The sequence below is a fragment of the Streptococcus sp. HF-2466 genome (assembly GCF_015594645.1).
GTDB classification, from domain to species: domain Bacteria; phylum Bacillota; class Bacilli; order Lactobacillales; family Streptococcaceae; genus Streptococcus; species Streptococcus anginosus.
On record NZ_JADNQU010000001.1, the window covers coordinates 92786 to 108264 of the forward strand.

Here is a 15479-nt window from a genome sequence, read left to right on the forward strand (position 1 = left end):
ACGTATATTAAATTATGTAATTTAAATCAGTTATTTTCCAGATAAAATTCAAATCGTTCGCCGACATACTGACTTTTAACATATTCAAAAGCGGTACCGTTGTCAAAGTAAGAAATCTGTGTCAAACCAAGAATGGCACGTCCTCTAGGGATTTCTAGATAATGTGCAATCTTTTCCTTGGCAAGACGAGCATAAATGGTCTGTTGAGATTTTCCGATTTTATAGCCATGTTCTTGTAAGGTTTGAAAAAAATGCTTCGTAATTTCTTCTTTATTAAAATTTTTGATGAATTTCTCTGGAATGGAAGCGACTTCGTAAACTACGGGGATATTATCCGCATACCGCACCCGCTCCATTCGGACAACGTTTTCCGTCTTCTCAATTCCTAATTTTTCGACCTCTTCTTTACTTGGCAGTGTTCGACGGTAAGAAATCAATTGACTTGAAGGTGTCTTGCCTTGGGATTTGATGATTTCTGTAAAGCTGGTTGTGCCGCGCATCTTTTCCTGAACCCGTGTACTGGCTACAAATGTACCGCTACCCATACGACGCTCTAGCACTCCTTCTTCGACTAAAAGAGTGATTGCCTGACGAAGTGTCATGCGGCTAACCTCAAATTGTTCAGCTAAATCGCGCTCACTTGGCAGACGTTGCCCGATTTTCCAGATTTCCTCGTCAATTTCTTTTTTTATTTGATCGTGAATTTTAATATAAGCCGGAAGCATAGTAACCCCTTTCAAGAATGGTTTCCTCTCTTCATTGTATTATCAATTGAAATAAAAGTCAATCGCTACTTAATGTTATTGGAAAAAGTCTTTATTTTGTGTTAGAATAAACAAAGAAAAGTCTTTTAAGAAAGGGAAGAAATGACAACTACAACTGAATTGCAAGATGTCGAAAGAATTATTGTACTGGATTATGGGAGCCAATACAATCAGCTTATTTCACGCAGAATCCGCGAGATTGGTGTTTTTTCTGAGCTGAAAAGCAATAAAATCACAGCTGCTGAGGTTCGTGAGATAAATCCAGTCGGAATCATTTTGTCAGGTGGACCAAAGTCTGTATATGAAGCAGGAGCATTTGACATTGATCCTGAAATTTTAGAATTGGGTATTCCAATTTTGGGAATTTGCTATGGAATGCAGCTTTTGACTCACAAATTAGGTGGGAAAGTTGTACCTGCTGGAAATGCCGGAAACCGTGAGTACGGTCAATCCGAGCTCACTCATACTGTCTCTAAACTGTTTGCAGGAACTCCTGAAAAACAAATCGTTCTCATGAGTCACGGAGATGCTGTCACCGAAATTCCTCAAGGATTTGTACGTACTGGTACTTCTGCCGACTGTCCATTTGCAGCTATTGAGCAACCTGAAAAGCAGATTTATGGCATTCAATTTCACCCTGAAGTACGCCACTCTGTTTATGGGTATGACATTCTACGCAATTTTGCTTTGAATATTTGTGGCGCCAAAGGCGACTGGTCAATGGATAACTTTATTGAAATGCAAATCAAGCGAATTCGAGAAACGGTTGGCGATAAACGTGTTCTTCTCGGGCTTTCAGGCGGTGTTGATTCATCCGTTGTTGGCGTTCTCCTTCAAAAAGCTATCGGAGACCAGCTTATCTGCATCTTTGTAGATCATGGATTGCTCCGAAAGGGCGAAGCAGATCAAGTTATGGATTCCCTTGGAGGAAAATTCGGTCTGAATATCATCAAAGCAGACGCTGCCAAACGTTTCCTTGATAAATTAGCTGGTGTTTCTGATCCAGAGCAAAAGCGTAAAATCATCGGCAATGAATTTGTCTACGTCTTTGATGATGAAGCAAGTAAGTTGAAAGATGTAAAATTCCTCGCACAAGGAACGCTTTATACTGACGTTATCGAATCTGGTACAGATACTGCTCAAACTATCAAGTCTCACCATAATGTTGGTGGTCTGCCAGAAGACATGCAGTTCAAGCTGATTGAACCTCTGAACACCCTCTACAAAGATGAAGTTCGCGCGCTTGGTACAGAACTTGGTATGCCAGATGAAATTGTTTGGCGTCAGCCATTCCCAGGTCCAGGACTTGCTATACGTGTCATGGGGGAAATTACAGAAGAAAAACTCACCACTGTACGTGAATCCGACGCCATTCTCCGCGAAGAAATCGTGAAAGCTGGACTCGATCGTGATATTTGGCAATACTTCACTGTGAATACTGGTGTTCGCTCAGTCGGTGTTATGGGTGATGGTCGAACTTATGATTATACCATTGCCATTCGTGCTATTACTTCTATCGATGGAATGACAGCAGATTTTGCTAAAATCCCTTGGGAAGTACTACAAAAAATCTCTGTTCGTATCGTCAATGAAGTAGATCATGTTAATCGTATTGTCTACGATATTACCAGCAAACCACCAGCAACGGTTGAGTGGGAGTAAAATATAAGAGTAACTTTGGCTAAGAAACCTTAATTTAACAGCATTTGAATTGTTTTAATTGGTCTTAAAAATGGGGTGAATTCATTTGAATTGTCTCCAAAGTGTCTCCAAAAGAAGTTCGATTTATGAACTTCTTTTTTATTTCATTTTGACAGAGGTATCCAAAAGGCAGGTATTTACACCTGCCTCTTTTTTTATGTAGCTTTAACATTAGTATTTATTTCCCGAGATAATTTCAAAAATATCTAATCCTTGTTCGATTTGCTCGTTTAATTTTTTTACTTTTTGTGTCGCAATTTGCTTATAGTCATCTAAAGGAATTTTTTTTAATGAAAAATCGTTATAAAAATAGTTGTCTAATTTTTCTTTTTGTTTATTGCTTAACTCTCTAGAAAATGTGATGTGAATCAAAGAATAACCTTCTAATCCAATTCTTTCCACTACACTATGTTTAATGTATTCTCCAGACTTAGAAATGTAAAAGTTATCAATTTCCTTCATTTCAATTTTTCTTATAGAACTACTGAATGCTGGGGCATCTATTTTATAGTGAAAAATGTATATTGGTTGTGTAGGTATAGTTTCCCAAACTCTATTACTAGGCAGAGAAAGTAACTTTTTTTCTGATTTTTCAATAAGCTGTTTATAATAAACTATATCACTTTCACGCTCCTCAGCTTTTAGGATTATGCTGTTTCGAGGAAGAATTTGGCTAACATTTTTATTTTGCTTCATTACTGAGTAATAGATGTCAATTCCTGCATCATACGCTTCTCTTGCATCACGTTCTCGATATATACTGAGTTCAATATCGTAATGTTTGTAATTGTCACAGCATAATGCCATTAAAATGTATGATGAAAGTGTATAAGTTGCTCCTCCATAGTGGTCTTGTTCATGAAAATATCCTAAATTCAAATCCTTAAGGAATACATCTATTTTACCAAGATCTAATTCGTAAAGATTTTTTCCTTTATCTTCAATGGGTACAAATTTATGAGAAGAAATTTTTATGTCTCTATCAGCTATAAGGTAGTTGAGACTACCGCCGTTTTTTAATAAATAAGTAATATTCTCATACGTTTGGTAATCGTAACCTATGTTTTCTTTTCCATTGTCAACAAACAATATTGGAGAATCTGACATTTTAGTTAATGCAAGTTCCTTTACATTCGTATATGAAACGGATTCTAGTTTTTCTTTTTTCTGATTCAGTCTATCTTTAATCCAGTTGGTTATGTACATTGTCCACCTCGCTACACCCCTTACCCTTAACCAGTATGTCCAGTCTTAGGGAGATTATTTTTCTTTAATAAGTTCTTCATATTTGCTCAATCAAGACTTTAGTCTTTTCAATATAGCCATCAATGAAACTGGTATGGTCAAGCATAACCTTATCTTCAAAAGTGATATACTCAGTTGGCTTTTCAATGCCATAAACTGACTGCAAAAGGTCAAGCCAAAAAGGCTGTGAATCTTGTCGTTCATTCCCTCTATCTTTCCAACGTGCAACAAACTCATTTGCTTGATTCTTCTGTTCCTTTAGTGTCATCACAGTCTTGTTAGACTGATCACTGTTCCCCTTATCTAACATCACATACCTCACATATTTCATCAGCAAAAGGGATTTAATAGTTATTTAGTATATTGTGTGAGCAATGCACTAAAGGATACTCCTTTACCAATTTTTCATATTCACTCTATTATACCATTTAAGGATAAAAATTCAGTCTTCAATAATTTTTTAGACATATCCAAAAAACTTTGAGACATAAAACTCAAAGTTTTTTATTTCTCCTATCTCTAAACCATTCCATTTGCTCTCGTTCTTCTTTTGCTAAATAGCTATTAGGATGCTTTTTGATGTATAATCTCCTTCTAAGATGTTCGTTCCATCGGTCTGCTTGTTTTTCACTGTCTAGTATCAATGGCTTTAATTCAGCGGAGTCACCAGAGGAAAAATAAGCTAATATTTCATTCCCTTTTTGATATTTTTTGATATACCCAAGATAGTTACCACCCCAGTGATTACTGTCTTCATGTTTACTCTGTAAAACAGTCATTTCCCCAAAAACTCTGTCAATCAATTTGGATATCCTAGTAACATGGAGCAAATCCGAATATTCATCTGTTAGTTCTTCTTTTGCATTGAGAGCCTCAAGCTCGTCTAAAAAATTATCATCCCAAGAAGAGCTATAAATTCCTAATAATTTCGAAGATTCAAATTCAATAATTCTCTTCTTATATCCCTGAGCTTCTTTTTGAATAGCAACCATAGATTCAATACTATGATATTCAAATCCTTCTCTCTCATTTATAAATTGCTCAAACTTGTCTTTCAACACCTCCTCATAAAACAAAGATAAAACTCTTTCAATCTTTGCCAATCTATTCTCCCCCTCCTGCCTACTCGGGAAGGATGAATTATAAAAACTTACAAAGTATTCTATATCCAATGTAAAGATATCTTCAAAAGAATTCTCATGTGTACCAAATCTTTCACTGGCTCTAAAAATACCTGTCATAAGTAATTCCCAGTTATCCTTAACAAGAAGGCTATACACCTTTTTAGTATCTTTGACATTTTGCTTTATTTTCTCAAACACAATATTTAATGGGACATAACCTAAAACAATTCTCCATAAGTTTTCATCATATTTTTCATACAAAATATCTAGCATCAATGCTGTTGGAAAAAACGTCTCCATTGTACGCTGTTCCGACTCACTTCCGAAAAAAATTTCGTCATATGATTTGAACATCATATTTCGTTTTCTAAAATTGATTTGTTCTTCTTCATTTAATCCAAAGCTGGTATCGGTTGGACTAATTTTACAATTATTGTAAATTGCCCTAACTGCTGAATTGGTAAATAAATGAGGATTTTTTTTATTTATTTTTCTTCCTCGAATTTGTCCAATTAAAGGGGCATTTTTTGAATATATTTCTTCATTTGACAACTTGCTATATTTTGGATTCTGTTTTTTCTTTTTACCATGTTCCCAATAGTATTCCCGAGAAGATACTTCTTTACGTTCTCTATTTATCTCTCTCACTTTACAATCTAACCGAAGGGAAGCAATATCGAGCAAGTATTTCTTAGTATTCTTGAACTTCATACAAAACCTGGTATTTCCTTCATTAAAATAAATTATTTACGCCTAAATTATACCACGTTTTTTGACTTTATAATAATATCAGGGATATTTATATCTCAAAAAATAAAAAGTCCAAAAGCTGGCCAGCAAAGGACGGATCGAAACAATATGATTACTATGCGGTAAAGGTTTAGTTTTGCATATTACTGTTTCACCGTTTCTTTTTTGTGCCATTTTTGCATCTACTCGGTAACTGTAATAGCTCATTTGTTTCTTTCCATCTGAGGACAGGAAAGGACAACTTATGCTAAAAGCTAAAGTTAAAACTCTCTATTGTGAATTACTTGGTCAAGCTATCAAACAAGAATTGATTGAGCAAGGTAAAGCTCAGAACAGTATCTTTTATTATAATTTTGATGAACCTATAGAAATCTCTGCTCCTGCCGTTAGTCAAATCCTAAGAGGTAAACGAAATATTACCTTAGACACTGTGGATGCCTTGCAAGAAACACTAAATCTTCCTAATGTAAAGAGTGTTTTCTTCCCTAGTATTGACTTTTGCAAGTCGCTCATTACTCAATTGACAGAACTTATTCTTTCTGAAGGACACGATTCCACAAAGCATCTTTTCAAATCCAAAAAGAAAGGTATTCAACAAAATCTCTCAACCTTGGCAACTGACTTATATGATTTCTTCCCTGATTTTCCAAAGGAAGAAACATCTTACCAAATTGCTGATAGCCTAGTTGAATGGTTAATCGAATTCGTCTCACTCGTAGCACAACTTTGAGTGCTACACTTTCAAAAATCTTGAAATCAAGAAAAGTCTAAAACGTCTATCATAGATATGTACTTAGCTAAGACAGTCCAGCTCACGACTCAAACTGAGCACGTCCCCCTAACAAAACAATTAAGCCATAAAGGAGGATAAAACCCATGGCAATTAAAACCAAACACAAGAAAGGTGGCTACTCAGCCACAACTGCAACGGAATATGTCATTCCTACTAAACCGATTCACAGTTTAAGCACTGAGCTTGAACCCCAACAACTCTTTGAAGATGGAAAGCCAACCGGTGAGATTATCGCCTACAAGGCAACCTTTGTTCAAGAAGGGCTTGAACCTTTCCAAGTAAAATTTGAAGACAAGGTCAAACTTCCTGAATTTCTAAGCTTGATTAAATTTGAAAATCTCCAAGCCGTTGAGGTTCGCTACAATGTCTACTTCAAAGCTGACGGTATCAAGGAGGTCAAATAATGGCAACTAAAGCAGATACTGTCCTGCAATCTTACTTGCTCCAGAGCCTCAACATGGCTCTTGGGGCTCTGATGCAGGGGGAAACAAGCTACACCAATAGCTTCAATATTGTCATTCAAGAGGGTGGCTTCATCTTCATCCCTAGGCTTCCTTGTGCCTACATCCTAGATGATGAACTCTATAACAAAATCTTCTTGATTGCTAACGCTTCCTTGTACCCTCACTATACACTTCTGAAACAGAATGCCACTTACTTTATCCCTCTCAAGACAGATGACATTCATGTTCAGCGTGGGCTCTTCTTCCCTTGGAAGGTGGGTATCTCAAAACGTTTGGTCATCCCTGACCTTGACAAGTACACATCCAACCTACCAAAGAATCAGATTCCAATTATGGAAAATTTTACTCTCAATCTTGATAAGGTGAACCACATGGCTATCTGTGGAAACTCGGGCTCAGGGAAAAGTTATGCCCTTACCTACCTGCTCTCCGTTCTCAAAAATCAGAGCGACCTCATCATCGTAGACCCTAAGTTTGATTCCCCAAGTCGTTGGGCTCGCGAACACAAAATCGCAGTCATTCATCCCGTGGAGAACCGTTCTAAGTCTGATTTCGTTTCAGAGGTCAATGAGCGTTTAAGTCAATGCCTAAATCTGATTCAACAACGTCAAGCAATTCTATATGACAATCCCCGTCATGAATTCGCACATCTCACAATTGTCATGGACGAGGTACTGGCTCTTTCAGAGGGAGTCAATAAGGCAATCAAGGAATCTTTTTTCTCTCTTTTGTCACAAATTGCTCTACTTGGACGGGCTACAAAAATTCACTTGCTCTTAGTAAGCCAGCGATTTGACCACACCACGATTCCAGTATCAGTACGGGAACAGCTTAATGTTCTAATTCAGATTGGAAATATAAATAGCAAATCTGTTCAATTTTTGTTCCCTGACCTAAATCCTGAAGGTATTGTTATTCCGACTGGACACGGCACTGGCTTGATACAGGTCATTGACAATGAGCATCCCTATCAGGTACTCCCGCTACTTTGTCCTACATACTACACAACGGAAGGTATTCTCTAATGATAAAAAAATCATTCTTCATGAGGACTTACAACCTCAACATCTACTTGATTCTCTTTTCACTTATAACAGGATTTCTTGGATGGTCATTAGACTTTCTAGCGAGCACTATTGCCCTAACGCTTCCTATCGCCCTTGACCTTTCGCAAGTCAGTAGCTATCTAACAATGGGAAGCCAATACTCTTATACGGTTATGAGCTACTTACTAGGTGCATTGTTTGCATCCGTTACGCTTGAAATCATGAATCGTGTTCGATTTGATAATCTTTTCAACTATTTCAAATCCATCTACCACACTTTCAAGCTCCGTAATTTCCTGACACAACGTGAAAAATCAGAGAAAGTCACAACAATAGATAACCAAACCATTACAACCCACAACCCAATCAACGGCAGCTTCAATCGTTGTGCTCGTAAGAGTGTTGTAGACATCCAAAAAGATGAAGTCAGAGTATTCATTAAAGTCCCAAGAGACCAGCAGGGGCAAAAAGTCTTGAGTGATATGACTTCCCAACTAAAAGAGGAAGTATCTAGTCAGCATCCTGACTACTACTTCTCTGCACCTAATCGGGGTCGCAATAACCTTTGGTTAGTTGGTAAAAAACGGTAAAAGAGGGGGCTATGGCTTGCGTTTAGCAGTAGCCAAATAGCTCCCTTCTTTTCTATTGACCAAGATAAATGGGGGTTACTACGACCCCCCATTTATCCAATAATCAGTAATCACAGAAATGAGGTGAAAAATGGCAAAAGAACAACGTTCTAGCAAGTGGACATTCTTATTCTACAAAGAGAGCGCCCCTGCAGACTATCTTGTAATTCTTGAAGAATTGCATATTCCCTTTATCTTGAGCCCGTGGCACGATAAAGACATCAATCGCCAAACAGGAGAATTGAAAAAGGCTCACAAACACGGAGCATTCTTCTTCGATTCACTCAAGAGCTACAAACAAGTATCTGAACTAATCAAAGATAAGCTGAACGGCCCTTCTCACGTGGAAGTTGTCCAATCTCCAAAAGGACTCTTTGACTACTTTACCCACGCTGAGAATAAGGATAAAACGCAATATGATCTGAATGATATTGAGGTAGGCTGTGGATTTAACCTTGATAAGTTCCTTGTAGAGATGAACTCAGATGACTTCATGCAAGAGGTGGTGGATATCATTGAACAGAATGACTTCACTGAGTTTGAAGAGCTAGTATGGTATGCACGTGCGAATCATACTCCCCTTCTTGGGCTCATCATTGAACGTACCTACTTCTTTGCTAAGTATCTTGATTCTCGGCGTTGCAATCCTCAGCGTAACAATATCAAGAAGGAGGAAGAAAATGAATAGTAAAAATCTGTTGACTATTACTTCTGATGATTTGGTTAAACTAGGCTACGCAAAAGCTACAGCTCAACAAATTATTAGACAAACTAAGTTGAATATGGTACAACAAGGGTATACCATTTACAACAATAGACGATTAGGAACTGTTCCAATCGAAGCTGTTGAGGAGATTCTTGGCTTTAAGTTACTGAACGAATAGAAAGTAGGTAATTTATGGCTAAAACAAACTTCCAAGATGTGTATATTGATGATAAAGGTCAATTCTACTATGAAGTTAGCCTAGGTAACGATAAAATCACTGGTAAACGTATCAAGAAAAAGTCTCGTAAAGACTCAAATGGTAAAAAATTCACTACTACAAAAGAAGCCTATACAGAAGCGATTAGGGTCAAAAATGACTATCTTCAGTCAGATGGATACTCTAATTACGATATGACTTATGAGCAGTTCATGAATACAGTTTATTTACCTTACTATCAGTCAGAAGTAAGCGAACATACTTATGCAACACGTCAGCCGTCCTTAAAAATTGTTTTCAATCGATTTGGGAAGAAAAAACTCAAAGACATAACTGTTCGTGAAGTTCAGAACTTTAGAACATGGCTATTAGCTAAAAATGGTGGTAATTATTCGCAAGCCTATGCAGGTCTTACTTTTGGAACTTTTAGAAAGTCATTGGATTTCGCTGTTGATATGCAATATCTACAGAAGAATGTTTCAATGAAAGTAAAATCTATTCCAAAAGGGAAAAGTATCGCTGAGTATTGGACAAAAAACGACTTTGAAGAAGTTATTAGCAATATCTGCATTTCTGATTTCTATGAGCATTTATGCTTTGTTATGCTGTGGCTCTACTTCTGTACCGGGGTGCGTGTGAACGAAGGAACAGCAATCTGGTGGAACGATATTGATTTTGAGAAAAAAGAGCTCAGAGTGGCTCATATGCTGATTATGACTAATAAGAATAATTGGCAAAGACAGAACCACACTAAAACAGATGCTGGTCTCCGTATCGTTACTTTAGATGATGATACCATCCAAATCTTGAAAGCATGGAAAGAACGTCAATCTGAACTTGGAAAAGTAAATTTTGTTTTAAGTTACGATGGTAACCCTATGCTTAAATCAACCATTTCAAGAATCATTAAGCGTTATGCCAAATTAGCAAATGTCCCATTGATTCAAGCAAAAGGTTTACGACATTCTCACGCATCCTACCTTATTAACGAGCTTAACGCATCGGTGCTGATCGTTTCAAAACGACTAGGACACTCAAGTCCAGAAATCACTTTGAAGCACTATGCTCATATGTGGTCAGGAGTTGATAAGGAACTGGCTAATGAAATGACTGGATTAATCAATATACAACACGCTAAAAATACAAAAGTTAATTTCAATGGAAATCAAGCAATACTGAGAGAGTCTCCAAAACTGTCTCCAAAATCATAACCACACGCTAAAAACACTGTTATATAAACGATTTGACGACCTTATTTAGTCGTTGAGTGGGAATAAAAATCATGATTACCAGTCTATGAACTGCACCTAAAAAGTTAGAGACAAAAACTAATGATTGAGGTGCAGTTCATTAGCGAGCGGTTTATTTGTCTTGCACCGAAGGTCGCGAGACGGACTGAAAGTCAATAAATAGAAAAAGCTAAACTTCTTCTTATTTCTCAAAGTTTAGCTTTTTAATTTATCAGTTTATTTTCCCCATAGAAATTGAATCAATAACTTGTCTACTTCTGAGTTTTCGTGCAGTTGACTATGTTGTGCTAGTTTGCCGGTAATTTTCTTTTCTTGATAAGATTTGGCATTATCAGCAACCAGATATTTCAAGCTGCGAGATGAAGCGTTTAAAACGGAACCATCGGAGCCATTTTTGTAATCCCCATAGATGTTTAGCACATCAATTTGATTTTGTGGGAATACTTCACGTAATGGTAATAATCTTTGGAAAGTTTGCGTAATTTGATTAGGTTGACCAGTTGTTTTGTCAACTTTCACATCAGATGATAAGCCCATAGCTTCTAAACCGGCAGCGAAATTTGCAATATTCACTTGTTTTTGCAGCTGTGGCAAGTTCTCATCTTGAGCATGTTCTAAAAGATAATACAAAATCGACATATTCCCTAAAGAATGACCTATCATATTCATTTTTGTAAAGCCATACTTTTCCTGTAGCTTGCTGACGACAGCTTTTGCATATCGTCCAACATCAATGGGATTGCGATTATCTTCGTAATTCACTTCTACGATTGGATTGATAGCACCTTTGGGAATGTCTCCCCTTAACGTAACTGCACCATTTCTATCAACATTTGCTCGAATAACTGTTTTTGTTACCCCTGCTTTTTTTGCTGCATTCGTCATATGCCGCTCCGCATTGGCACTACTTCCATAACCATGAAAGAATAGGGTTGGAGTAGTTGATTGCACATACTTCTGTCTGTCTAATTTCCCTTCAGCATTGACACGGTAAAATAAAAAAGTAGAAATAGCAATCAAAATTGTTAAAATTCCTGTAATTAGGGCTATTTTCTTCATCATGTTTAGCTTTTCTTTCTGTGAGATATATTTTTAAGTATAACATGTAACAATATAAATGACAATTGATTTGTTTGAAATGACGTTTTGGATTTAAGGCGATTTGTTGAATAGTAAAAAAGGAAAGTCCCAAAAACTCCCCTTTAGTAAACTATTAAACGTTATCATCAAACAACAAGTGAACTTTTAAAATCAATTCATTGTTTTCACTTGTTTTGTAGTATCTACACGTTTAGCTACCCAAGCTGTCAAAATTGGTGTTAAAATCGCTGTTACAATAACGGATGCTGTTATTTGGGTGGTAGCTGTAGCTTCAACAGCTTTAAAGGAAGCATCTACAGCCGATAAAGCTGCTGGAGTAGCTATGGCACTAGCTGCTGTACTTGAAATAGCTGCACCAGCAATTCCTGATCCACCTGTAGCTTTATCTGCAAAAATAGCAAAGAAGCCTCCAACTAAGGTTGTAATGATTCCGAGTATAATACCTGGTAAACCACCTTGAATAATTTGCATAAAGCTCATGTTGGCTCCTAAACAGAATCCAACAATGATAATAATTGCTGTCACACCATTTGATAGAACTTTTTTCATATATGGAAAAGCATTTCCTAATGCAATCCCTAAAACAAGTGGTAAAATAGTTCCTACTAAACTCCAAATAGAAATGTTAGCAAGACCAGCACTACTGAGAGCTGCCATTGTCACCATCGGTCCAACACTTAAGGTAGTAATACCAACAGCACCTGCATCAATTTCATTTCCGTAAACTTCTACAATTCCAGCATACATAGCGTTATTAGCGACAGACATAGCTCCAATAATCGCCAAAGCACTTAAACCTAAAAAATTATCATTGAAGACTTTTGCTACCAACAGACCTAAAACAACTGAAATGACAATCTTAGATGTGATAATAGCCGCTCCACGCCCAACAGCTTTTGGAGTGTTCTTTAACGAGATTGTTCCTCCTATAAAGAATAGAAAAGCTCCAACGAGCGGACCAGCTCCCTGAACTATAGCGGTTGTAAAACCTCCAATTTTCAACACTTGAGGGAAAAATGTATTTATCACACAGCCGATAAACATGGGAACAATAATTGTATCACCAGGAATCTTAATTTTCTTATTAAAAATTTTCATAATCATATTTCCTCTATATATTCAAGCCTTGTTTTTATTTAACAAGGCTTGAATGCCATACATCTTTTCGATAAAAAATTAGCCATCCAGCGTGATACCGCCATCACAATCACCGATTTCTCCAGACACGAAGCTGGCTAAGTCACTAGCAAAGAAAAGAATCATTTGAGCAATTTCAACAGGTTCTGCACGACGTCCAAGTGGAATCATGTTGATGACACGCTGACTCTTTTCAGGGTCTTCTGACAATACAGTAGTCATATCCGTTCGTGTAAAAGAAGGACAAACCGCATTACATGCAATACCATATTTGCCTCCTTCTTTTGCTACTGCTTTTGTAAGACCGTTCAAACCAGCTTTAGAAGACGCATAAGCAGCTGTTCCAAGCAAACCACCGCCTAATTTTGCAGCTACTGAGGAAACATTAACAATTCTTCCCCCCTTTTGTTCAATAAAATGTGGGAAAATAGTACTAATAGTTGAAAAACAACCAGAGAGGTTAATACGAATGGTGCGTTCCCATTCATCGTAAGTTAATTGTTCAAATGGTTTCGCACTAATAACACCAGCACAATTGACTAAGATATCAATTTTACCAGCTGTTGCGATTATTTTGTTCATTGCTTCTACAATAGATTCATGATTTCCTAAATCCATATAAGTAAAGCTCGTGTGTTCTGCTCCAAATTCGGCAATCACTCGTTCAGCTGCTCCTTGATTGATGTCGGCAATAATGACATTACCACCACCTTCAACAATACCGCGAACAACTTCTTTGCCAATTCCGTTTGCACCACCGGTAACAATTGCTGTTTTACCTGAAAAATTCATATTTTCAAATCCTTCCGTTTTGATTATTATAGAATTCTACGTGATTATTATAGCACTCTCGTTTTAAAAATAAAAGTAGAAATATGAAATATTTTAAATATTTAGAAAAAACAATCTTTTTGCTGTTTTCTATTACTAATCTAAAAAGGTTAGAAAACAAAGCTCTCTAACCTTTTGATTTATTAAAACCAATTCATCACTTTCATGATGTGCATATTCATCTGAACTTGTCGGGAGTAATAATAATTCCCACCATTGATATAGAGCTTAGAGCCATGAAGGAGGGCGATGGGATGGTAATAAGGATAGGTTTTGCCGGTCACATTTCCTAAACTTGGTGCGACGACATTTTTGGAGTATTTTTTTGCCAAATCAAGGGTATTTTCGCCACCGTGTTTTGCAATATAATCGATGTAAGCTCGACCAAAGTTATAGGCTTGTACAGCGGTCCAAACATCTACTTTCTTTTCTTGAGCTACATTTAGATTCGCAGATAAAGTCTGAACACCTTGACGAATGCTTTCTTTATTATCTAAAATAGAGTTTTTCTGACCCGTCGCACTTTCACTAGATTGCATGACATCAGAAACTTTTCCTTTTGTTTCTGTGTAAATCATAGCAAGGACTAGTTCCTCATTGGCCGCAGTATCTTGCTCGTCTAGCACTTCTCTTACTAAGCTACGGTAGTTCATCACTTGCTTGACATCATGATGAACTTGAACAAGCTTGTAACCAACAAAGATTAAAAGAATGAGAAGGATCAATTTTCTAAGAATTTTAAACATTATTTACTTTGGATATCTTCTATGTTTTTGATGAGAATGGAATAGGTTCCATTCTCGTTTTGTATGAATTCTACGGATTCCGCATCTTGATAGATGTTATTGGGGACAATAAGCTCAATTCCATTTGAAAGGGAGAGTTTTTGGTTTTCAAATTTTTTCTTCTGACGACTACTATCAATTTCATCAAATTTAACAGTTTCTGGAATTGTTTCCTTAACCTGATCAATAAAAGTCAAACGAGCTGTCAGATTGTTATCAAACAAGTCATCTGCTAATTTTTCCGGAGACAATTCATCATTTTCTTCTAAGTTTTTAAAAATAGATGATTTAACCTTGGATTGAAATTGAAAGTCATCCTGATGAAAGCTCTCTGCAACTTTTTGAGCCGTTTTTTCTAAGGCTTTAATAGATTTCTTGGGAGAAATTTCAGGATGGACTTGTAATAGATTATCAGAAAAATAATTGAGAAAAGCACCATTGTATTTAATCCGTTTTTCAATCAAATGGTATTTACGAGATTGAAGGTTAATAACCAAGGCCTCATCAGCACCTGTACCAAATCCCGGCAAGTTGTTCTGGGTAATCTTGATAGGATTTTCTACTTCTCCACCTAAATGGGTGAGGGTTTCCCGCAGAGCGATACGCAAAAAAGCAAAATGCTCTACTCCTTCCTTGTCAAATTGAACAAAAATCAAATCGTTGGTTTTCTGATTTTCGCTCACCGAAAACTCCTCTTTCCAGAGGTTGGCAATACTGACAGAGGTTTCTAAAAGGTCTTTTGTCATATGTGATAAAAAGACATTATCTTCGGTAAAAATGCCCGTTTTGGCCTCATCTGAATAGACACGTTCAATCTTCTTGCGAAGATATTCTTCAATTTTAGGAGTAATATTAAGATATTTATCTGCTAAAAGAAGGTCGGTGTCTGATGGACTAAATTGATGAATAATAGCTTTTTTTACGTAAATGTCCATT

Annotated in this window: 16 protein-coding genes and 1 pseudogene; 8 read left to right on the forward strand and 9 right to left on the reverse strand. The window is 36.8% G+C overall.

The genetic code is table 11. The features are described 5' to 3' along the window. Positions 1–26: 26 nt before the first annotated feature. Positions 27–725, reverse strand: a complete 699-nt coding sequence (locus tag IYQ91_RS00480) for a GntR family transcriptional regulator (RefSeq protein WP_195672757.1) — start codon at positions 723–725, stop codon at positions 27–29. A 141-nt stretch (positions 726–866) separates the two neighbouring features. Here IYQ91_RS00480 and guaA point away from each other — a divergent pair, with 141 nt between their 5' ends. Further along, positions 867–2426, forward strand: a complete 1560-nt coding sequence (gene guaA / locus IYQ91_RS00485; protein ID WP_195672758.1) for a glutamine-hydrolyzing GMP synthase — start codon at positions 867–869, stop codon at positions 2424–2426. A gap of 210 nt (positions 2427–2636) precedes the next feature. On the opposite strand, the gene IYQ91_RS00490 is transcribed toward guaA, so the two are convergent. From IYQ91_RS00490 to IYQ91_RS00500, 3 genes and pseudogenes are all read right to left on the reverse strand, one after another. Next, a complete protein-coding gene (locus IYQ91_RS00490) occupies positions 2637–3671 on the reverse strand; it encodes a hypothetical protein (RefSeq protein ID WP_195672759.1) in 1035 nt (344 codons plus the stop codon). An 82-nt stretch (positions 3672–3753) separates the two neighbouring features. After that, positions 3754–3978: pseudogene (locus IYQ91_RS00495) on the reverse strand (type IIL restriction-modification enzyme MmeI); the annotation flags it as partial. Positions 3979–4204: 226 nt separating this feature from the next. Beyond that, positions 4205–5545: a hypothetical protein gene (locus IYQ91_RS00500; RefSeq protein WP_195672760.1), complete on the reverse strand. Its 1341-nt coding sequence runs from the start codon at positions 5543–5545 to the stop codon at positions 4205–4207. A 283-nt stretch (positions 5546–5828) separates the two neighbouring features. Between IYQ91_RS00500 and IYQ91_RS00505 the strand changes: the two genes are divergently transcribed. From IYQ91_RS00505 to IYQ91_RS00535, 7 genes are all read left to right on the forward strand, one after another. Next, positions 5829–6314, forward strand: coding sequence for a helix-turn-helix domain-containing protein (locus IYQ91_RS00505; protein ID WP_195672761.1), 486 nt, complete (start codon positions 5829–5831; stop codon positions 6312–6314). Between the two features lie 146 nt (positions 6315–6460). Continuing rightward, positions 6461–6781, forward strand: coding sequence for a hypothetical protein (locus IYQ91_RS00510; RefSeq protein ID WP_195672762.1), 321 nt, complete (start codon positions 6461–6463; stop codon positions 6779–6781). Further along, positions 6781–7866, forward strand: coding sequence for a helicase HerA domain-containing protein (locus IYQ91_RS00515; RefSeq protein ID WP_195672763.1), 1086 nt, complete (start codon positions 6781–6783; stop codon positions 7864–7866). The genes IYQ91_RS00510 and IYQ91_RS00515 overlap by 1 nt, the downstream gene beginning before the upstream one ends. Next, entirely contained in the window at positions 7866–8477 is a 612-nt protein-coding gene (locus tag IYQ91_RS00520; RefSeq protein WP_195672764.1) for a hypothetical protein, read from the forward strand. The genes IYQ91_RS00515 and IYQ91_RS00520 overlap by 1 nt, the downstream gene beginning before the upstream one ends. A gap of 130 nt (positions 8478–8607) precedes the next feature. Next, entirely contained in the window at positions 8608–9204 is a 597-nt protein-coding gene (locus IYQ91_RS00525) for a replication protein (protein WP_002900373.1), read from the forward strand. After that, entirely contained in the window at positions 9197–9400 is a 204-nt protein-coding gene (locus IYQ91_RS00530) for a DUF3173 domain-containing protein (protein ID WP_001086263.1), read from the forward strand. Before IYQ91_RS00525 ends, IYQ91_RS00530 begins: the two co-directional genes overlap by 8 nt. A gap of 14 nt (positions 9401–9414) precedes the next feature. After that, on the forward strand, positions 9415–10650 hold the full coding sequence (locus IYQ91_RS00535; protein WP_195672765.1) for a tyrosine-type recombinase/integrase: 1236 nt from the start codon (positions 9415–9417) through the stop codon (positions 10648–10650). A 255-nt stretch (positions 10651–10905) separates the two neighbouring features. Here the strand turns inward: IYQ91_RS00535 and IYQ91_RS00540 are convergent, their stop codons facing one another. From IYQ91_RS00540 to IYQ91_RS00560, 5 genes are all read right to left on the reverse strand, one after another. Next, complete coding sequence (locus IYQ91_RS00540; protein WP_195672766.1) at positions 10906–11751, reverse strand: alpha/beta hydrolase; 846 nt, start codon at positions 11749–11751, stop codon at positions 10906–10908. A gap of 189 nt (positions 11752–11940) precedes the next feature. Then, the gene (locus tag IYQ91_RS00545) at positions 11941–12888 is read right to left on the reverse strand and encodes a 2-keto-3-deoxygluconate permease (protein ID WP_195672767.1); all 948 of its coding nucleotides are present in this window, start codon (positions 12886–12888) and stop codon (positions 11941–11943) included. Positions 12889–12966: 78 nt separating this feature from the next. Further along, on the reverse strand, positions 12967–13719 hold the full coding sequence (locus IYQ91_RS00550) for an SDR family NAD(P)-dependent oxidoreductase (protein WP_003029712.1): 753 nt from the start codon (positions 13717–13719) through the stop codon (positions 12967–12969). A gap of 182 nt (positions 13720–13901) precedes the next feature. Beyond that, entirely contained in the window at positions 13902–14504 is a 603-nt protein-coding gene (locus tag IYQ91_RS00555; RefSeq protein WP_106388323.1) for a lysozyme family protein, read from the reverse strand. Further along, entirely contained in the window at positions 14504–15478 is a 975-nt protein-coding gene (locus IYQ91_RS00560; protein WP_117644478.1) for a nucleoid-associated protein, read from the reverse strand. The genes IYQ91_RS00555 and IYQ91_RS00560 overlap by 1 nt, the downstream gene beginning before the upstream one ends. Position 15479 lies beyond the last annotated feature (1 nt).